Here is an 18,916-nt window from a genome sequence, read left to right on the forward strand (position 1 = left end):
AGTGCCCCACCCAGCCGACGACACCCTCACCCACGCGGTGGCCGATCTGGTGGCTCAGGCCACCGACGGCATCATCGACGTGTCGAGCACGGAGACCGCCGGAACGAGCTTCGCCGATGCCGGGATGACATCGCTGTCGTTCCTGCGGCTGGTCGACGCGTTGGAGATCCGCTACGGCATCGAGATCGACCTGGAACACGACATCGGATCGATGCGCACGGTAGCGCTGATCGTGGAATACCTGCGCGCCCAAGGGCTGCCGTGATCAGCGGGGGAGTAGCGATCATCGGTGCCACCGGGCGGCTCGGCTCGGCGATCCACCGCGCATGCGACGACAACGCTGTCGCCGTGGTCGCCACCGCCGGCTCGGCAGGGTGGAACACCGAATCCGCCACGCCGGCCGTGGTCGTCGACGCGAGCCGACCCGCCGCGCTGCCCTCGACGATCGACTTCTGCGCACGGTCCGGCGCCGCGCTGCTGTACTGCGTGTCGAACCCGACGCCGGAGGGCCTGCGGCGACTGCGGGTGCTCGGCCGGGACGTGCCGGTCGGCCTGGTCACGAATCTCAGTCCACTGCAATGGATTCAGACCCGGTCGGCGCAGCTGTCGGCACGACTGGCCGGCATGTTGCAGCTGCCCGTCGAAGTCACCGTGATCGACCGGCACCCCGCCGCCAAGGCCGACGCCCCGTCTGCGACGGCCCGGCTGCTGGCATCGGCGCTGCCACTCTCGGCCACCGTGGCCTCCGAGCGCTTCGGTCCCCGCGTCTGCGACCACCGGGTCGTGTTGACCGCGCGCGGTGAGACCTACGAGATCGCGCATTCGGTCCGGGACCTCGACCTGGTCGCGGCCGCGGCCGTGCGCCTGGCCGCACAGCTGGCGGGCTCGGCACCCGGGGTGTTCAGCACCGATGAGCTCTACACCCAGCTGACCTGCCGACGCGAGGGGGACCGATGACATCGGAACGACCATCGGGCCACTCGCCGCTCGTCATTCAGGCCGCCATCGGGGCACGCGCACTGTCGGCGCACGGTCACGACGATTTCAACCAGGGCCAGATCTCCTGCCGACGCCCCGGCAGCACACGGTTCATGATCAAGGGTGCCCTGGTCGGCTTCGACGAGGCCACACCGTCGCGATTCGTCGAGGCCGACATCGCCCCCGGCGCCGACGTGGACGCGCAAGCGCCGCCGGAGCTTCCCCTGCATCAGTCGATCTACGCGGCCCGACCGGAGATCGGTGGCATCGTGCACAGCCACGCACCCGCCGGACTGGCCTTCGGCGCCCTCGACGCGGAGGTGGAATCGCTCAGTCACGAGGGCGCGCTGCTCGCGGGTGCGGTGCGTCGATTCCGCGACACGAGCAACACGGTACTGACGCGTGAGACCGGCGATGCCATCGCGCGATGCCTCAGCGATGGGATCGCGGTGTTTCTGGTGAACCACGGCAGTGTCGTCGTCGGCCGCAGCGTGCGCCATGCCGTGGTCTTCGCGCTCATGCTGGAACGCGCGTGCCGCCTGCAACTGGACGTGCTCGCCACCGGCCGCGACTACGCGGTCTCCACCGCGGTGGATGTGGCGGCCAAACGCGACTACATCTTCGCCGACCTCTCGGTGCGGTCCTACTGGGAGCACACCCGCCGCCGGGTCCGGCGTTCGCACCCCGACATCGAAAGCTGGGTTCGACATGCATAGCATCGCCACCGCGCCGATGGCCTGGAAGGATCTCATCGACCCCGTCGCGCCACAGATCGCGCGGATGGAGCCGCTCGGGGGCCGGGTAGCCGGGGTCGTGACCCGGATCGAGGAGATGATCGGCCGCGGCGGTGCCTCGTCGCTGCGCCGTGTTCCCTCCGCGGGTGCCACCTATCCGTACGAAATACTGCTCGTCTCACCGGCTTCGACGTCGGTGGTCCTGGTGGACCTGGTTCGTCGGCAGGTGGTGGCTCGCGCAGGTGACTGCTTCGATGTCGACGCCGACAGCTATGCCTGCCTGCTCGTGGGACGCCCGTGGCTGTCGATGCGCAAGTACGGTCCGCGCGGATATCTGTATCACCTGATCGACGGTGGTCATGCGATTTTCGACCTGGCGCTGCTGAGCGTCACCGAACCACCGCCCGGTCCGGGTACGGGTCTGCTGCCCGGTTCACACGACACCGTGATCGGTGACGTCCTGGCGGCGGGCAGGATCACCGCCGGTGCACCTCGCTCGTCGAGCAGATGGCGGCTGGTGACCACCGCGGACGCGCACGTGCAGTCCGGACGCACCGCCTTCGAGAAGTGGGCCACGCGGATCAGCCCGCCTGCCCCGGCCCCGGTGGTCTTCGATCGCGTCGGGAACCTGCCCGGACAGCCGGAACGAGCCGTCACCGCGCGCCGGTCGGCGGGGTCGTTCACCCCGGGCTACGACACCGAACCGCTGCGGCGAGTCATCGCCTCGGGGGTGCGATGCGCGGACAGCGCGCTCGAGCAATTGAACCTGCCGCGGCCCGTGGTGCAGGTCACCGGGCACGGTGCCGCGGCGGTGACGCGGCCGCCGACCGATCTGCTGGCGGCACTGGGCGGACAGGACCATCTGATCGGCGCGGATGCCTACGTCGTGATCGGTGTGCCGACCCGCGGCGACGACACCATCGATCACCGGCGTCAGGGCCTGCTGATCGCCGCAGGGGTCGTCGGGCAAGCGCTCTATCTCGCGGCGACCGAATCGGGTGCCGCGGTCACCGGAATCGGTGGCATCGACCCGAGCGCGTGGAACCGGGTGCTCCCCGCCGGTCAACAGGCTCTCTATCTCATCGCCGTGGGCGGCTCCGCCGACGGGGAGAAGTTCGACGCGCTGCACCCGGGCAGCCACGGCTGAGGGGCGACACGATGACCACGACGATTCCGTCCGCCGCCGAGGTGTCGCGCGCCGAGCATCGGCAGGCGAGCCGCGTTCTCGCGGCATCCTTCGCCGACGACCCGGTGTGGCGTGCGCTGAGACCCCGCCGCCGCCGCCGTGCCGACCTGGCGCTGTACTGGATCTTTCGCTGCGAGATCACCATCGCGAGGGCGCTCGGGGGCCACCTGCTCGCAGCCCGCGACATCGACCGCCACATCACCGCCGTCGTCATCGCCTACTCGCGGTCCCGACCGGGATTCCCGTGGTGGACTGCCATTCTGCGGATTCCCGCCATGGTCCTGCTCGGCCCGGGTCGCACGTTCCGGGCAGCTCGGATGGCGCTGGCCGCCCAGGCACACCAACCGGACTACCCCCATGTGTACGGCTTCTATGCCGGGTCGACCACGCTCGGTGGCGGAGCCGCTCTGCTGAAGCGGTTGATGCGAATCGCCGAGCACGCGGGACTTCCGGCCTACGGCGAGGCCAAATCGCCCGAGTCACGGGAAATCATGCGAATTCTGGGTTGGCGGATGTCGGAACCGATCGACATCGGAGACGACCGCCAGCTGACCCCCGCCCGATGGGATCCACCGAACCACCCTGCCCCTGCGAGGCCTTCCGAGAACGGAACATCGATGATCGATCGTTTGGCGGGCATCGCCGGCCGCGCCCCCAAAGCTGTGCTGGCCGTCATCGGCATCGCCTTCGTTGTCCTCGGAGTCCTCGGCGCACCAGTGGCCGAGCGGTTGTCCGCCGGCGGATTCATCGGTTCCGAGGCCGAATCCGCGCGCGCCACAGCAATTCTCGAGCGTGACTTCGGTCTGTCGGGAATGCAGTTGGTGCTGGCGGTCGAGTCGGACTCGGGCGCGCTGGGGGCAGCCGCAGACGAGCGGGCGAACCGGATCGTCACCGAACTGCGCGCCGATCCACGGATTCAGGCGGTGCTGTCGCCGTGGACCGAGCCGCTGGCCCGCGCCACACTGGTCAGTGACGACGGCCGGATCGGACTGATCGTGGCCACCGTTCGCGGTGGTGACGACTCGGCTCCGGGGACCGCGCACGAGGTGGCCGAGCGCCACACCGGGAGCGACGGCGGTGTCGAGGTGCGTGCGGGCGGCCAGTCGATTCTCTTCCACGACGCCAACACCCAGGCCGCGCGCGACCTGCTGCTGGCCGAGGCGGTCGCCCTGCCGTTGTGCTTCCTGCTGCTGGTGTGGTTTCTGCGCAGTGCCATCGCGGCGGCGATCCCGATCATCGTCGGGATGGTCGCCATCGTGGGCACCACCGCGATCCTGTATGCCTTGACGTTCGTCGTCGAATTGTCGGTGTTCGCGCTCAATCTCACGACCGCGATCGGTCTCGCCCTCGCCATCGACTATTCACTGTTGCTGATCAGCCGGTACCGCGAGGAGGTGGCCCGGGGCAGCGCGCCACCGGATGCCATCGCGATGGCCATGCGCCGGGGCGGGCGCGCCGTGGTGTTCGCCGGCGCGACCGTGGCCATCGGCATCGTCGGCATGGTGTTCTTCCCGATGCCGTTTCTGCGCTCCATCGCCTACGCGGGCGTGGCTGTCGTCACCTTGACGGTTCTGTTGGCACTCATCATGGTTCCCGCTCTGCTCACCGTGCTGGGCGAGCGGATCAACCGCAAACCGCTGCGCGAGGCCACCCCCGTCGAGCAGACCCGGTTGTACCGGACCGCCCGCGCGATACAGCGACGGCCACTGCTGGTCGCCGTGCCGATCGTGGCGTTGCTGCTGGCGCTCGGGGCACCGGTGCTCGGCTTGCGGCTCGGATTGCCCGACGATCGGGTGCTGCCGGCGACGGCCGCGGCCCATCAGGTCGGCGACGACCTGCGGGAACGCTTCTCCGACAACCCGACCGGTGTCGTCCAGATCGTGGTGACCGGGGACCGGGCCGACGACGCGGTCGCGCTGGCCGACTATTCGGCCGAGATCTCCCGGGTAGCCGGGGTATCGGGCGTGGTCGGACCAACGGGTGCCTACGCCGGTGGTCTGCGCGTGGCCGACGGTGACACGGCCATGGCAGGCCAGCGATCCGCGTACCTGACCCTGTCGACCACCTCCGATCCGTATTCCACCCAAGCACGTGACCAACTCGATGCCCTGCACGCCGTCCCGGCGCCGGGGGACACCGCGTTCGGTGGACTGGCCCAGCAGACCCGCGACACCGCCAGCGGCATCAGCCAGGCCTTCCCCCTGGCCCTGGCCTGGATCGCGGTGGTCACGTTCGTGCTGCTGCTCCTGCTCACCGGCAGTGTGCTCCTGCCGCTGAAAGCCCTGGTGCTCAATACGCTGTCGCTGTCGGCGACTTTCGGCGCGATGGTGTGGATCTTCCAGGACGGACACCTGGGTGGCCTCGGCACCGTCGCCCCCGGCTATATCGCGGCGACCGTTCCGGCGTTGGTGTTCTGCACCGCGTTCGGGTTGTCGATGGACTACGAGATCTTCTTGCTCACGCGGTTCAAGGAGGAATGGGACAACTCCGCGCGAACCAGGGCTGACAACGACACCGCTGTCGCGGTCGGACTCGCGCGCTCCGGACGGGTGATCACCGCGGCCGCGGTGCTGATGACCGTGGTCTTCTCGGCCGTCATCACCAGCGATCTGTCGCTGATGCGCATGTTCGGCTTGGGGCTGACCTTGGCTGTCGTCGTCGACGCCACATTGGTCCGGATGCTGCTGGTACCCGCGTTCATGCGGTTGCTCGGCACCGGGAATTGGTGGGCTCCGGCATGGTCGCGGACCACCCTCGAACGGATGGCATTGCGTGAGTAGGCCAGCCGACAGCGCGGCGACACCAAGGACACCGACAACAGATACGGGGAGACCACGATGAGTCTGGCGAAGTTCCGCGAGCGGATCGATTACGCGGGAATGCGATTGCTGGTGCGCGAGCTGGAGGACCTCGGCAGGTCGCCGATCTTCCGGGTGATGCAGTCCGCCACCACTTCCCATGTCCGGGTGGCGGGCCGCCCCCGGCTGATGCTGGGATCCAACAACTACCTGGGTCTGGCCACCCACCCCGAGGTGATCGCGGCGTCTCATCGGGCCCTCGATCGATTCGGTGCGGCGAGCACCGGGAGCCGGGTGGCCAACGGTAGCTGCGAGGTGCACACCGAACTCGAGGCCGAACTGGCCGACTGGCACGGCACCGAGGCCGCCATGGTGGTGACCACGGGTTACCAGGCGAACGTCGGCGTGGTGAGCGCTGTGGCCGGGCGCGGTGACGCGGTGGTGCTCGACTGGGCGGCGCACGCGTCACTGCACGACGGCGCGAGGATGTCGGGCGCGCAGGTCAGCCGGTTCGCCCACAACGACGTGGTCGAGTTGCGCTCGATCCTGTCCGCGGCTCGGTCGCCGGTGTTCGTGATCGTGGACAGCGTCTATTCGATGGACGGTGACATCGCACCGATCGACCAGATCGCCGCACTGTGTACGGAATTCGATGCCTTGCTGATGGTCGACGAGGCACACGGCGTGGGAATATTCGGCGCCGAGCGCACCGGCGCGGTGGAACTCTACGGCGCGAGTGGCGCTGTCGACATCCGCATGGGGACCCTGTCCAAGGGAATCGGTTCCATCGGTGGCTACCTCGCCGGGTCGCGCGACCTGATCGACTACCTGCGCACCCACAACCGGGGGTATCAGTTCAGTACCGCGGGTACCCCGGCGTCGATCGCGGCCGCGTTGGCGGCGGTGCGGGTGATCCGTTCCGCGGAGGGCGCCGAGCTGGCGCACAGCCTGCTGGGCAATTCCCGGAAACTGCGAGATGCCTTGCTGGCGAGAGGCATTCCGGTCCAGGGGACGACTGTCACGCCCTGGGGGGACGATGTCATCGGCCCCATCGTGCCGGTCCCGGTCGCGGACGAGCCCGCCTTGGTGGAGCAGTGGAATCAGCTGTTCGAGCGCGGGATCTTCGCCGGGATCAGCGTATTTCCCGGTGTCCGGCTCGGCAGCCCCATGCTGCGCCTGTGTGTACAGGCCACCCACTCGGTCCCGGACCTCGAGTTCGCCGCCGACACGATCGCCGAAACGTATTGCCACGCCATGGAACCGTCCGCTTCCTGAACCTCGAACCACCGACAAGGATCCGCCCGATGGGAACCATCGCCCTCACCAAACACCTGTCCAGCACGCCGCACGCCGTCTTCGACACCATCATCGACCCCGCGACCTGGGAGCATTGGTTCAGTATCCACCGCTGCTTCGTCGGTGTGCCGCCCCAGCGGCTGGCCGAGGACTCGGTGCTGACATCGAAGGTGGCGCTGCTCGGGATGACCAATGAGATCGAATGGACCGTGACCGCGGCCGAGCGGTCGAGTCGCATCGCCCTGCTCGGTCGCGGCAAGGCGGGTGTCCGATGCGAATTCACCTACCTCATGCGCGATTCCGGCGGGGGTACCGAGCTCGCGGCCGGCGGTGACTTCTCCGGACCGCTCATCACCGGTCTGCTCGCCCGAGCACTGGAGAAGCAAGGACGCGACCAACTGGGCGCGACGCTGGACCTGCTCGCTGCCCACGTCGCGGATGCCGGTCCGCCGAGGTGATCGCTCAGGCCGTTCGCGAAGGGTGAAACGCCCGGGCGACGACGGCCGACTTCAGTCGCCAGAGGCCAGTGGTGTGCGTCGCGTCGAGTCCGGTCAGGTTCGCGATACGGCGTAGCCGGTAGACGACCGTATTGGTGTGCAGATGGAGGTGTCGGGCGGTGCGCTGGCGGTTCAGGTCATTGGCGATGTGTACGCGCAATGTCTCCGACAACTCGGGATGGGCATCCAGCGGCGCGAGCAGTTCACCGAGCTCGGCCAAGCCGGGGCCGGGCCGGGTGAGCTGGTATTCCAGCGCGAGATCTTCGAATCGGTAGAGCCGCGCGGTATAGCCGAGCCGGACGACGATGTCGAGAAGTTCGTGTGCGCGCTGTACGGCGTCCGGGATCGCGCCGGTCCTGGCGGGTATCACGGCCGCGACGACATCGACCCGGGCGGCGGTCGAGAGCGACTCGATCAGGGCATCGAGTTCGGCGTCGTCGGGGTCCTCACCGGGGATCAGGACGGTCCCGCCGTCGACCGACAGCATCGCCAGTGCGGGGTCGCCATGGTGTGCGAGCGCCGCGCGGATTCTGTGTAGCCTGCGCCGTGCGCTCAGTGCCTCGTCGTCGGGAGGGCGATCATGGGTGCTCCGGGGGATCGCTATGCCGATCACCCGGTAGTTCTCGGCCACATGGACGCCGGACTCGCGGGCCATGGTCGTCGTGGCGCGCCCGGCGAGGAGGGCCGAGGTCACGGTGCGTATCGCCGTGTGGTGCTCGCCGACCACCAGGCGGTATTCGTCCAGGTACGCGCTGATCATGGTGGTGGACATGAGGTTCGATACCGCGAGCGCGGCGCGGAGTCCGTTGGTCAAGGTGTCGCGGTCGTAGGTGGTACCGGCGGCGTAGACCGCGTCCAGGCTCAGCCGCAGCGCTTCGTGGAAGGCGCGGACAATGGTGTCGATCGGCAGGCCCTCACGGGCCCAGCCCGCCGCGGCGGTGGAGAGCCAGTCCAGTTTGTCGGAGACATCGCAGCCGTCGACGATGCCGCGGCCGATCTCCGCGCACATCCTTGTCGCCGTCGTGATCTCACCCGAGATCGCGTCGCCCAACTGAGTGCGGCGCGCGGCCACATGGTCGAGGAAGTGGCTGACCACCTGCCCGGTCAAGTCTCCGACATCGGCCTGCGGACGCCGAGTCGGTGAGTAGTCCATGTCGATCGCCATCGTCGGCTTCTCCTTGGTCGCATTCATCGCACCGCGTGGGGTCGCCGGTGAGCCGAGCCCGCGGACAGCCGCACCCGGTGGATCCAGGGCTGTCACGGCGTATCGACGGCTTCGAGACGGTGGCGCAGCACTTTTCCGGTGGCGTTGCGTGGTAGTTCGCTGACGAAACGCACGTCGCGGGGAACCTTGTGCCGGGCCAGTGTTTCCCTGACGTAGTCCTTGATCTCCTGCTCGGTGCACGAGGAATCAGGGGCGCGAACCACATACGCGCGCAGGCGTTGTCCGAAATCGCGGTCGGGTACACCGACGACCGCCGCCTCCAGAACGTCGGGACGGTCGACGAGCAGGTACTCGACCTCGAGTGGATAGATGTTCTCGCCGCCGGAGATGACCATGTCGTCGTCGCGGCCGTCGATGAACCATCGGCCCTCGTCGTCGAAATGCCCGAGATCGCCCGTGGAATGCATGCCGTCGACGATCTCCTTGCCGGTCCCGTCGGTGTAGCCGGTGAAGCTGAGCCCGCTGGCGACGAACAGGGTCCCGACCACGCCCGGGGTGGTGATGCGGCGGCGGTTCTCGTCGTAGACCGCGACCCGGCAGCCCACCGGCGGTCGGCCGACGGTACCCGGCGCCTCGCGCAAGTCCTGGGGTGTCGCGACCGCCGCGACGGCCACCTCGGTGGAGGCGTAGAGGTTGTAGAGCACGTCGCCGAAGTGCTGTGCGGTGCGTCGGCTCAGGTCCGGCGAGAGCGCCGACCCCGCCGAGAAGATGACCGTGAGCGCGGTGGTGTCGTACTCGGCCAGCACCGCCGGGTCCAGGTCGACGATTCGCTGGAGCATGGTCGGTACCAGGACCAGCGCGCTCGCGCGATGCCGGGCCACGGCGGCCAGCGTGCGGCGAGGATCGAACCGGTCCGGCAGCACCACCATCGTGTTGCCCAGCGCCCAGCCCAGGATCAGCTGGGACAGGCCGGTGCCGTGGAACAGCGGCGCCGCGAGCACGATCGTGCTCGCCTTCGGCAACGGGATCCGGTCCAGGAATTGAGCCGACTGCAGCGGTGAGACCTTGCCGCGCGGAGCACCTTTCGGTGTGCCGGTGGTGCCGCTGGTGAGTACGACGATGCCGCCGGGGTCTTCCGGGGCGAGCAGGGGAAGCGCCGAGCGCGACGCGGAGATGCCGTGGATCGTCGGTAGGCCGCGCTGGTTGGTTTCCCCGGCACGGGTGAGGATGATCGAGATCTCCGGTGGGAGTTCGTCGAACAGGTCGGCGAACTCCGCATCGACCAGGAGTACGCCGATCTGTTCGCGTTCCAGGACCGCGGTCAGCTGTGGACCGGCCGTGCCGGTGTTGAGCAGCACGATGCGCGCGCCGAGTTTGCCCGCGGCGACCAGCGACAGGACCAAGCCGCGGTGGTCGCGGCACATCGCGCCGAGCACGGTGCCGGTGGTGACGCCCCGCGCGGCAAGGCCGTTGGCCAGCCGGTTGGACGCCTGATCGAGCTGTTCGAAGGTGATCGGTCCGCGGTCGTCGATGAGTGCGGTGGTCGAGCCCGCGGCGCGGGTCGCGTGCGCCAACGTCGTCACCACCGGGCCGAGGGTGGTGGCGTCACGCGCCGTGCGAACCAGCTCGAGCGGGTGCCGGAGCTCGACCGCGCCGCGTCGGTACAGGACGAGGGCTGCGGAGAGCGCATCGGCGACGGCACGCACGACGGCGGTCGGCGCGGAGGGGGCGGACGGCACGGATACCTCCGAGAGCTGGGTGGTCATCAGGGCTGAGCGGTCGGAGCCGGGTGCCGACTCGTCATTGCGGAGCATAGCAAGTCAGAGAATGAGTAGTAACTTATTGGCAAGAAGTCGCAGGTTGTAGGTCCGAGCATCGCCAGGTTCTGCTACCTAGGAGAAAATGCACAGTAACTTACTGGGTGCAGGTTCGTGATTCCGCGCCCAGCTGGGCCTGGACTGGAGTCCGTGCCGGCAGGAGATTCTCGAGCGGCTGTGCGCGGCGGGCCGCCGGGTCCTCGTGGTGACGCGCGAGTCTGTGCGGAGCAGCCCTTTCGGCTACTGGCCTCGCCGGTATCCGCAGGTGCCGGGTCAGGGTGGGAATCTCATGGAGGCGACGGGTGCCCGGTCGCCGGCGTGGCCGCTCGTTCAGTGGAGAACGATCGCCAACTTATATTCGTTCCGTATCGATGAATCCGCGTGTCAGAAGTGAGAATCATCAGTAACATAGTTGGAGGCTGCCGAAACTGCCCCTCGGCGTCGATCCGCGTTGGTGACAGCCGAGGCGCGGGCACCTCTGGGAAAGGATGACGATGACCACGGCAACGAAGCCCGGCGAACCCGAGTACGGAGATCCGAACAGCGACGGATACGTCGAGGAGGGGCCTGCGGCACAGTGGCGATCCGCGCAGCGCCCGTTCCCGGCGCAGGAGCAAGCCGTCGAGGAACTGACCCTCGAGCAGGTGCGCATTCACATCCCCGACACGTACCGCTCCCCGCGTAAGAAGCCGGCGCAACTGGCCGACTCGCTGGACTTCTGGATGTTCGCCGGCGCGGCGGCGAACGTGGCGATGCAGTTCGCGCACCAGGGTGTCGCGGCCGGTGTGATGGAAAGCCAGGTCGAATCCGGCGCGCTGATGGTGCATCCGTGGAAGCGGTTGCGCACGACGTCGGCCTACCTCGCGACAGCGGTGCTGGGTACCGACGAGGACAAGAAGGCCATGCGCGAGGCGGTCAACGTCGCGCACCGTCAGGTCAAGTCGCGGCCGGGATCGAAGGTCAAGTACAACGCCTTCGACCGCAACCTGCAGATGTATGTGGCCGCTGCCATCTACATCGGCTTCGAGGACACGAACCAAATGCTGCACGGCAAGATGACCGCCGAGGAGCTGGAGGCCTTCTACCAGGGCGCTGACACTTTCGGCACCACCTTGCAGGTGCACCCCGACATGTGGCCCAAGACCCGCGCCGATTTCGACGCCTACTGGCTCGAGGCCTGCAAGGGCGTGGTGTGCGACGACGAATTCCGTGCCTATATCGACGACCTGGTGCACCTTCGGATGATCCACTGGTCGCTGCGGATCGTCGCGGGCGGGCTCCTGCAGTTCTTGACCGCGGGCTTTCTGCCGCCGCACTTCCGCGAGCAGATGGCGATCGAGTGGAGCGAGTCGGACCAGCGCCGGTTCGAGCACCTCTTCCTGTTCGTCGGTTTCGTCAACCGATTCATCCCGAAGTTCATCCGGTTCGCCGGTACCCACTCGATGATGCGTGATGTGCGCCGCCGCATCCGCAAGCAGAAGGCGCTGATCTGAGAACGGCGATTGGCCGGCGCCTCGCGGGGTAGGCGCCGACCATGGAGATACTCGCTATCGCAGCTCTGATCGTCCTGGTCATCGGCGTCATCGCGTACCGGCGGTCGACGACTCGACCGCCGGATGAACCCGAATCGACAGGCAACGACCCGCGGTGAGCCGAGGCTAGGCCGTCGGCGCCTTCGCCGGCGTCGGCGCGTGCGCCGGTTGCGGCACCGTGACCGTGGCGACCACCGAGACAATGGCGACGACGAAACAGGCCAGGGTGTACCAGAGGTTTCCGATCGGGTCGCCGTTGCTGGTCACGCCGTCGACCGCGGTGAAGTAGTCCGGGAGCGCGGTGAGCCAGAGGAAAGCGAACACGACCAGGTAGATCGAGGCGAAGATCTTGACGAAGCGGTCGACGTAGCCCGGGTCGTCCGCGGTTCCCTGGCGTAGTTGCCGCCACTGACGTGTCATGACCACCGTCGCGACCACCGCCATCACCGCCAGTTCGAGCAGATAGACCACCCCGCGGACCGTGTCACCGCTCATCCCGATCACCGTGGCGGGCAGCGGGAGCAGGAAGGTGCCGACCGAGGCCAGCAGGCCGATGACCACGGTGCGCCAGGTCAGTGCGAGCCCGGAGAAGCTCTGGCCCGCGTCCACGTGACGGCCGACGAAGTACTGCACGCAGAACGCCAACGACATCGGCCACAGGGCCGCGAAGACCACCACGCTGCCGACCGGGACCGAGTCGAACATCGGCTGGTTGATCGGATTGTCCAGCGACCACTCCCACCAGCGCAGCTGCGGGCCGAGGTGATCGAAGATCTCGTAGAACGCGTGATGCACGAATCCCACACAGATGGCGCCGACCAGCACGCCGTAGCGGCGGAAGATGCCGAGCATCCGGACGATGCCGAACGCGAGTGTGGCCATCAGCGGATAGATCGCGATGATGTAGAGGGGGAGACGTCCCCAGAGGAAGTCCACGGTGAACACGTTGTGCGCGAACATCGTGTCGACATGTTCCTCGATGCCGAACGCGGCCGGGAAGTACAGCGGCGGCTCGATGATGAACAGGTAGGCGCAGGCGCCGAACCACAACACCAGATTGGTGGGGTCGCCGTGGCGGCGCAGGCGCACGATCGCGTAGATCAATGCCAGCACGGCGCCGACGGTGATGGTCAGTTCGAGAACCGGCAGCGTCCAGTTCTCCAGGTCGGTCGGACTACGGAACTCGACCAGTCCGCCCGCTTCCGCGCAGGAGAAGCCGAGACGTTCGGCGAGATCGGCAAAGGTGGGTGAGCAAAGCTCGGCCATCGGGCGTTCCTTCTACGAGCTGGCGGCGGAATCGGCGGTGTACCAACGGGTGACGTCGTAGCCTTCGTCGTAGCGCCGGAACCATTCGTTGGCGAGTTCGGGCAGGTTCTCGTGCGCGGGATTGTGGTGCGGCATCTGACTGCGCACGATGCCGACCAGGGCGACGAGCTGTTCACGCAGCGCGAGGTCGTCGAAGGCGCGCGGTGAGGTCCCGTTCTCGATCGGGGCGCCGAGGAATGGCAGCAGTCGACGCAGCTTCTGCTGATTGCGGTAGCTGGCGAACATCGACATCGCGTCGACCTGGCGATCTTCCAGCGGTACATGCTCGTTGAAGCCCGCGCACGCCACCCGGATCACCTGCATGACGTGCCGGAAGATCGAGGGCGCCACCCGCATCCGGTACAGCTCGCTGCCGACCACGGAATTGAAGAGGATCAGTGCCGAACTGCGGTGCTCGACCTCCTCGACGAAATGCCAGATGAACAGCGAGGCCACCCGGTCGTCACCGGGGGCGAACAGGCTCGCGTCGTTGTCGAGCATCAGCTTGAACACCGGGGTGAAGGTGGCCTCGAGATCGGCGGTGTAGGCGAGGCGGTACTTCACCGGGGTGGTCGCGGTGAGCTTGTCGAACTCGGCGATCACCGCGTCCAGGGTCTGCTGCAGGCCGGGGTAGCGCCGGATCAGCGCCTTGACGTGCTGGCGGTGCGCGGTCGAGTGCTGGCCCTCCTGGCGCATGAAGGCGTCGGCCTCCTCGGCGACCTCGGGGTCGGTGAACTGGGGTTTCGCCTGCGTGATCAGCTGCACGATCATCTTCTCGAAGCCGATCGCCAGGAACGAGACGGCGTTGGCCATCGAGGAGAAGGCCGGGTTCTGCGGGTTCCACAGAAACGGCACGTCGTAGTCGGAGAACGCGAAGTCCATTTTGCGGACGTGAAGATCGGTCACGGTCGAGTACCTCGTTGTTCGGGCATGCGCCGGTGTCGGGCCTGCCACTCGGGTGGTTGAAGCAATCATACGAATGGACATCTCTCTGTATGATCACTTTCGGGGAATTCGCTGTGACCTGGGCTTGTGCTAGCGTCCACCCGGTGGCGCGAAGACGTGGCTGGGGTGGGAGTCCACCGGCGGATGATGCGGAGGCATCGCGCCGAATCATCGCCGCCGCAGTCGAACTCATCGGCCGGACCGGCGCGGAGATCAGCATCGCCGACGTCGCCGAATCACTCGGCGTGATCCGCCAGACCGTCTACCGGTATTTTCCGAGCGCGGACGCGCTGATGACCGCGGCTGCCATCGCCTCGGTCGACGGCTTCCTCGACCGCCTGACCGCGCATGTCACCGGCCTGCGTGATCCGGCCACCGCCATGATCGAAGCCATCGTCTACACCCTCGCCGAGGTCCGCCGCACCCCGCACCTGGGCATCTTGCTGTCGAGTTCCTACTCCAACGCCCACCCCGACAGTCTCACCTCCGACGAGGCCCAAGCTTTCGGCATGACGATGATCCGTCGCTTCGACGTCGACTGGGCGGACCACGGCTACGACGAACCCGCCCTGCGCGAACTCGTCGAATACGCGCTGCGCACCATGCAGTCGTTCTTCCTCTCGCCCGGCAACCCCCAGCGCGACGACGAGGAACTGCGTGGCTATCTGCGCCGCTGGATGGGCACGGCGATCAGCGCCCAGTCCACCTCACCCCGGTGAGATCGTCGAGCGCGGAGTCCACATCGGGTCCGGTGAGCGGGTGCCGGACGCTGCGCAGCACCAGTCGTCGCGGCCGCGGGCAGTCCTCGACCCTTGTGCTCGCGTCCGTCGGGATGATCTGCGCGGGGGCGCCGAGCCGATCGCGCACGCGAGTCGTCAACTCGAAGCGGCTCAGCGTCTGGGCGCCACCGACGTGTGCCACGCCCGAGAGATCGAAGAGCTGCTCGAGCATCACGGCCAGACTGGGTAGATACAGCGGATTGCACACGATATCGGTGCGCGCTTCGATCTCGGGCGCGGCGAACCGAGCGAGAAACTTGTCCGAACCCGGGCTGCGCCCGTAGACGAGCGGAAGCCGCACGACCAGATGCCGATCGTGCGCCAGCACCAAGTCCTCCGCCGCGGCCTTGGTCCGCCCATAGACATTGATCGGTGCCCGCGTGGCGGTCTCGTCGTAGAACTCACGAGTCCCGTCGAACACATTGTCGGTCGACAAATACACGAGCTTGGCCCCGGTCTCCTCGACCGCGTCGAGCAATGCCGCCATCGGCTCCACATTCGCCGCGTAGGCGAGTTCCGGATCCCGCTGTGCCGCAGCCAGGTCCACAACACCGGCAGTATGAATCACCACATCGAATCTCTGCCGCACCAGCCCCCGAACCGCTGCTCCATCTCCGAGATCCACCCGCACACGCCCGCTCCGACTCGCCCCCACCACCTCGTGCCGCGCACCGAGCCGCGCCTGCAACGCACTCCCGACGAACCCAGAAGCACCGAGAATCAGAAGCCGGAAGCAGTGGGTCCGCATCCGGTGATCGTAGCCAGACCGCACGGACATCCCGGCCCCTTGCCCAGGTCCGGACGGACTTCGCGACCGAGCACAGTGGATCCGGGGACGAAGTTCTGCGTCACGGTCAGCGGGCCTGCCAGGTGGGTGTGCGTTTCTGGGCGAAGGCGAGGGTGCCTTCGCGGACGTCTTCGGTCATGAAGAGGGCGGCGATTTCGCGGTTGGTGTGGTCCCAGGCGGCGTCGTCGGCGAGTTTGCCGTCGAGGATGCCGAGGGCCACCCGCTTGCTCGCCTGGACGGCGAGGGGAGCGTTGTCGGCAATGCGGGTGGCGAGGGCGAGTGCGGCATCGAGGACTTCGGCGGCGGGGACCACGCGGTTGATCAGGCCGAGTTCCAGGGCACGGGCGGCCGTGATGGGGTCACCGGTGAGGATCATCTCCATGGCGATCTTGTGGGGGAGTTGTTCGGGGAGGCGGAAGGCGCCGCCCGCGGCGGCGAACAGGCCGCGAGCGACCTCGGGCAGGCCGAAGGTGGCGGTGTCGGCGGCGACGGCGAGGTCGCTGGCGAGGACGAGTTCGGTGCCGCCGCCGAGCGCGAAGCCGTTCACCGCGGCGATGGTCGGCTTGGAGATCGGGTGGCGCATGTAGCCGGCCAGGCCCCAGTCCTCGTGTCCCGCGGCCAGAATCGACTCACCGCGCCCGAGCGCCTTGAGATCGGCGCCCGCGCAGAACGCGCGTTCCCCGGCGCCGGTGAGCACCACCGCCCGGATCTGCGAATCGGCTTCGGCCCGTTCCAGTGCCTCGCCGACGCCGGTGCTGACCTCGGCATCGACCGCGTTCATGGCCTGCGGCCGGTTGAGGACGATGACGAGTACGTGCTCGCGTTGCTCGACGAGAACTGCGGTCACCGGTGACTCCTTTGTCGATGTCTGCGCACAGTAGGCGTGCCAGATCCCGTCGACATGTATCACGCCGACGGTCCCCGGGCATCCGGATCGCGTATCCGCGCTCGCCTTTCCGGGCACCACGTCGCGCCGCGTCGTAGGCTGCCGGAAACTCGCGAAAAGAAAATTCGATCGGGTGTCGATTCGCGCTGGTGCCCGTTCGACCTAGGGATGAACAGCAGGATCCGGCAGGCGGATCCGCACCGATTCGAGGAGACAGAACATGAAGTACATGCTGATCATGCGCGCGACCGACGAAGCCTATGCCGCGATGGGCGAGGTGAACTTCGACGAGATTCTCGAGACCATGGGCAAGTTCAACGACGAGTTGATCAACGCCGGGGTCCTCGTCGCCGCCGAGGGGCTGGAGGACCCGGCGGAGGGGGTGGTCGTCGACTACTCCTCGGAGACTCCGGTGATCACCGACGGCCCGTACGGCGAGACCAAGGAACTGTTCGGTGGGTACTACATCCTCAACGTCGCCTCCAAGGAGGAAGCGATCGAGTGGGCCAAGCGGATGCCCGGCGCCGGACCCGGGGTGAAGACCGAGATCCGTCGGGTCAGCAGCATCGACGAGTTCCCGCAGGACAACATCTGGATCCAGAAGGAACGCGCCTGGCGCGAGGCCACCGGCCAGCTCTGAGCCCGACCGAGATGAGCGACCACACCGGCCGCGAGGCCGTCGCCGCCGTCTGGCGGATCGAATCGGCCAGGATCGTCGGCGCCCTCGCCCGCTACACCGGCGATTTCGCGATGGCCGAGGACCTCGCCCAAGAGGCGCTGGCCGAGGCGCTGGTGAGCTGGCCGCGCGAGGGCGTGCCGCGACACCCGGCCGGGTGGTTGCTCACCGTCGGGCGGCGCCGCGCGATCGACGCGTTCCGGCGCCGCGCCGCCCTCGACGACCGGTACGCCGCTCTCGCCGGCGATCTCGGCGAGGGCGGCGTGCTCACCGGAGGCGAGGGCGCCGATCCGGTGCGCGCGGCGGCGGAGGTGCTGTGGGATCCGGATCAGATCGACGACGACGTGCTCGCGCTGATCTTCATCTCGTGTCACCCGGTGCTGTCGCGGGAGGCCAGGCTGGCGCTGACACTGCGCGTGGTCGGCGGTCTCACCAGCGACGAGATCGCCAGGGCGTGCCTGGTGCCGACCGCAACCGTGCAGGCCAGGATCACCAGGGCGAAGAAGACACTCGGGGCGGCGAGGGTCGCCTTCGAGGTGCCGCCCGCCGCCGAGCGCGGTGCTCGGCTCGGCTCGGTGCTCGGCGTCATCTACCTGATCTTCACCGAGGGGTCATCGGCCAGTTCCGGTGGTGATCTCATTCGCTTCGACTTGGCCGGGGAGGCCCAGCGGCTCGCTCGCGTCCTGTCCCGGCTGATGCCCGGCGAGCCCGAGGTGTTCGGACTGCTCGCCCTGCTGGAACTGACCGCGGCCCGATTCCCCGCCCGCACCGGACCCGACGGCGAACCGGTGCTGCTCGAACAGCAGGACCGCCGCCGCTGGGACCACTCGGCGATCGGTCGTGGTCGGGCCGCGCTGGTCAAGGCCGGACAGGTCGGGCGCGGGCTCGGTGCCTACGGCCTGCAGGCCGCGATCGCCGAATGCCACGCCGTCGCTGCCTCGGTGGCCGAGACCAACTGGGAACGGGTGGTGCTGCTGTACGAAGCGCTCGGGCGGTTGGCGCCGTCGGCGGTGGTGGATCTCAACCGCGCGGTCGCGGTGTCGATGGCCAACGGTCCGGCTGCCGCGCTCCGGATCGTCGACGAGCTGGTCGACGCGGGCGCCCTGTCGACCTCGCACCTGCTGCCGAGTGTGCGCGGCGAACTGCTCACCCGGCTCGGTCGCACCGAGGAAGCCCGTACCGAACTCGCGGAGGCCGTCCGCCGCTGCGCCAACGACCGCGAACGCGCCGTCCTCACGAACAAACTCGCGGCCCTCCCGACACCGGACCACTGACCGCCAGGCTCTCCGGGCGGCGTCGCCCGAGCGCCGTCACCCCGCGAGCCCGACGCCCCAGCCGAACACCCCGTCGAAGCCCGCCGTTTCGGCCTCGGCGGCGACCTCCGACAGCACGCGCGGATCGGCGAGTTCGCCGAACGGTGGCAGATGAACCCCGTGTCGCAGCGCCATTTCCGCCGTGTAGAGGGTATGAGTGATGTTCTTCGCACCCCCGACACGTTTGTTCGCTGATCGGCCCGGGTAGCCCGCATTGGCGAC

At 68.0% G+C, this 18,916-nt stretch carries 18 protein-coding genes; 11 read left to right on the forward strand and 7 right to left on the reverse strand.

Translation table 11 applies throughout. The features are described from left to right. The first annotated feature begins 1 nt into the window (after position 1). Genes BOX37_RS15020 through BOX37_RS15050 form a run of 7 tightly spaced genes read left to right on the forward strand, consistent with a single transcriptional unit; the run spans position 2 to position 7,450 of the window. Entirely contained in the window at positions 2–265 is a 264-nt protein-coding gene (locus tag BOX37_RS15020; protein ID WP_071928195.1) for an acyl carrier protein, read from the forward strand. After that, positions 262–957: a dihydrodipicolinate reductase C-terminal domain-containing protein gene (locus tag BOX37_RS15025; protein ID WP_071928196.1), complete on the forward strand. Its 696-nt coding sequence runs from the start codon at positions 262–264 to the stop codon at positions 955–957. The genes BOX37_RS15020 and BOX37_RS15025 overlap by 4 nt, the downstream gene beginning before the upstream one ends. After that, positions 954–1,694: a class II aldolase/adducin family protein gene (locus tag BOX37_RS15030; protein ID WP_071928197.1), complete on the forward strand. Its 741-nt coding sequence runs from the start codon at positions 954–956 to the stop codon at positions 1,692–1,694. Before BOX37_RS15025 ends, BOX37_RS15030 begins: the two co-directional genes overlap by 4 nt. Continuing rightward, positions 1,687–2,859, forward strand: coding sequence for a nitroreductase family protein (locus BOX37_RS34660; RefSeq protein WP_071928198.1), 1,173 nt, complete (start codon positions 1,687–1,689; stop codon positions 2,857–2,859). Before BOX37_RS15030 ends, BOX37_RS34660 begins: the two co-directional genes overlap by 8 nt. Positions 2,860–2,870: 11 nt before the next feature. Beyond that, a complete protein-coding gene (locus BOX37_RS34020) occupies positions 2,871–5,678 on the forward strand; it encodes an MMPL family transporter (protein WP_167659947.1) in 2,808 nt (935 codons plus the stop codon). A gap of 57 nt (positions 5,679–5,735) precedes the next feature. Further along, entirely contained in the window at positions 5,736–6,971 is a 1,236-nt protein-coding gene (locus BOX37_RS15045) for an aminotransferase class I/II-fold pyridoxal phosphate-dependent enzyme (protein ID WP_071928199.1), read from the forward strand. Between the two features lie 29 nt (positions 6,972–7,000). Continuing rightward, the gene (locus BOX37_RS15050; protein ID WP_071928200.1) at positions 7,001–7,450 is read left to right on the forward strand and encodes a type II toxin-antitoxin system Rv0910 family toxin; all 450 of its coding nucleotides are present in this window, start codon (positions 7,001–7,003) and stop codon (positions 7,448–7,450) included. Between the two features lie 4 nt (positions 7,451–7,454). Here BOX37_RS15050 and BOX37_RS15055 read toward each other — a convergent pair whose 3' ends face one another. Together BOX37_RS15055 and BOX37_RS15060 are read right to left on the reverse strand one after the other, a co-directional pair. After that, on the reverse strand, positions 7,455–8,681 hold the full coding sequence (locus BOX37_RS15055) for a PucR family transcriptional regulator (protein ID WP_240505352.1): 1,227 nt from the start codon (positions 8,679–8,681) through the stop codon (positions 7,455–7,457). 65 nt (positions 8,682–8,746) lie between these two features. After that, positions 8,747–10,468: an AMP-binding protein gene (locus BOX37_RS15060; RefSeq protein ID WP_240505353.1), complete on the reverse strand. Its 1,722-nt coding sequence runs from the start codon at positions 10,466–10,468 to the stop codon at positions 8,747–8,749. Positions 10,469–10,965: 497 nt separating this feature from the next. Between BOX37_RS15060 and BOX37_RS15065 the strand changes: the two genes are divergently transcribed. Further along, a complete protein-coding gene (locus tag BOX37_RS15065) occupies positions 10,966–11,964 on the forward strand; it encodes an oxygenase MpaB family protein (RefSeq protein ID WP_084760828.1) in 999 nt (332 codons plus the stop codon). A 165-nt stretch (positions 11,965–12,129) separates the two neighbouring features. Here the strand turns inward: BOX37_RS15065 and BOX37_RS15070 are convergent, their stop codons facing one another. Further along, on the reverse strand, positions 12,130–13,269 hold the full coding sequence (locus BOX37_RS15070) for a DUF7802 domain-containing protein (RefSeq protein WP_071928201.1): 1,140 nt from the start codon (positions 13,267–13,269) through the stop codon (positions 12,130–12,132). Between the two features lie 12 nt (positions 13,270–13,281). Then, positions 13,282–14,214 (reverse strand): metal-dependent hydrolase, encoded by a 933-nt coding sequence (locus tag BOX37_RS15075; protein ID WP_071928202.1) that lies wholly within the window; start codon positions 14,212–14,214, stop codon positions 13,282–13,284. Between the two features lie 143 nt (positions 14,215–14,357). On the opposite strand from BOX37_RS15075, the gene BOX37_RS15080 reads away from it, so the two are divergent. Next, the gene (locus BOX37_RS15080) at positions 14,358–14,972 is read left to right on the forward strand and encodes a TetR/AcrR family transcriptional regulator (protein ID WP_071928203.1); all 615 of its coding nucleotides are present in this window, start codon (positions 14,358–14,360) and stop codon (positions 14,970–14,972) included. Here BOX37_RS15080 and BOX37_RS15085 read toward each other — a convergent pair. After that, positions 14,944–15,810: a sugar nucleotide-binding protein gene (locus BOX37_RS15085; protein WP_071928204.1), complete on the reverse strand. Its 867-nt coding sequence runs from the start codon at positions 15,808–15,810 to the stop codon at positions 14,944–14,946. The two genes, BOX37_RS15080 and BOX37_RS15085, sit on opposite strands and share 29 nt — an antisense overlap. A gap of 76 nt (positions 15,811–15,886) precedes the next feature. Continuing rightward, positions 15,887–16,666: a crotonase/enoyl-CoA hydratase family protein gene (locus BOX37_RS15090; RefSeq protein ID WP_071928205.1), complete on the reverse strand. Its 780-nt coding sequence runs from the start codon at positions 16,664–16,666 to the stop codon at positions 15,887–15,889. Positions 16,667–16,925: 259 nt separating this feature from the next. Here BOX37_RS15090 and BOX37_RS15095 point away from each other — a divergent pair, with 259 nt between their 5' ends. Both BOX37_RS15095 and BOX37_RS15100 read left to right on the forward strand, forming a co-directional pair. Continuing rightward, positions 16,926–17,345, forward strand: coding sequence for a YciI family protein (locus BOX37_RS15095; RefSeq protein ID WP_071928206.1), 420 nt, complete (start codon positions 16,926–16,928; stop codon positions 17,343–17,345). Between the two features lie 11 nt (positions 17,346–17,356). Beyond that, positions 17,357–18,655 (forward strand): RNA polymerase sigma factor, encoded by a 1,299-nt coding sequence (locus BOX37_RS15100; RefSeq protein WP_071928207.1) that lies wholly within the window; start codon positions 17,357–17,359, stop codon positions 18,653–18,655. 36 nt (positions 18,656–18,691) lie between these two features. Here the strand turns inward: BOX37_RS15100 and BOX37_RS34025 are convergent, their stop codons facing one another. Next, complete coding sequence (locus BOX37_RS34025) at positions 18,692–18,829, reverse strand: hypothetical protein (RefSeq protein WP_206045835.1); 138 nt, start codon at positions 18,827–18,829, stop codon at positions 18,692–18,694. Between the last annotated feature and the right edge of the window lie 87 nt (positions 18,830–18,916).

It is taken from the genome of Nocardia mangyaensis (genome assembly GCF_001886715.1).
In the GTDB taxonomy this organism is placed as follows: Bacteria; Actinomycetota; Actinomycetes; order Mycobacteriales; family Mycobacteriaceae; genus Nocardia; species Nocardia mangyaensis.

Coding starts and splice junctions, on each gene's coding strand:
- BOX37_RS15030 (WP_071928197.1), top strand. CDS start 954: ATGACATCGGAACGACCATCGGGCCACTCGCCGCTCGTCATTCAGGCC.
- BOX37_RS34660 (WP_071928198.1), top strand. CDS start 1,687: ATGCATAGCATCGCCACCGCGCCGATGGCCTGGAAGGATCTCATCGAC.
- BOX37_RS34020 (WP_167659947.1), top strand. CDS start 2,871: ATGACCACGACGATTCCGTCCGCCGCCGAGGTGTCGCGCGCCGAGCAT.
- BOX37_RS15045 (WP_071928199.1), top strand. CDS start 5,736: ATGAGTCTGGCGAAGTTCCGCGAGCGGATCGATTACGCGGGAATGCGA.
- BOX37_RS15050 (WP_071928200.1), top strand. CDS start 7,001: ATGGGAACCATCGCCCTCACCAAACACCTGTCCAGCACGCCGCACGCC.
- BOX37_RS15055 (WP_240505352.1), bottom strand. CDS start 8,681: ATGAATGCGACCAAGGAGAAGCCGACGATGGCGATCGACATGGACTAC.
- BOX37_RS15060 (WP_240505353.1), bottom strand. CDS start 10,468: ATGCTCCGCAATGACGAGTCGGCACCCGGCTCCGACCGCTCAGCCCTG.
- BOX37_RS15065 (WP_084760828.1), top strand. CDS start 10,966: ATGACCACGGCAACGAAGCCCGGCGAACCCGAGTACGGAGATCCGAAC.
- BOX37_RS15070 (WP_071928201.1), bottom strand. CDS start 13,269: ATGGCCGAGCTTTGCTCACCCACCTTTGCCGATCTCGCCGAACGTCTC.
- BOX37_RS15085 (WP_071928204.1), bottom strand. CDS start 15,810: ATGTCCGTGCGGTCTGGCTACGATCACCGGATGCGGACCCACTGCTTC.
- BOX37_RS15095 (WP_071928206.1), top strand. CDS start 16,926: ATGAAGTACATGCTGATCATGCGCGCGACCGACGAAGCCTATGCCGCG.
- BOX37_RS15100 (WP_071928207.1), top strand. CDS start 17,357: ATGAGCGACCACACCGGCCGCGAGGCCGTCGCCGCCGTCTGGCGGATC.
- BOX37_RS34025 (WP_206045835.1), bottom strand. CDS start 18,829: ATGGCGCTGCGACACGGGGTTCATCTGCCACCGTTCGGCGAACTCGCC.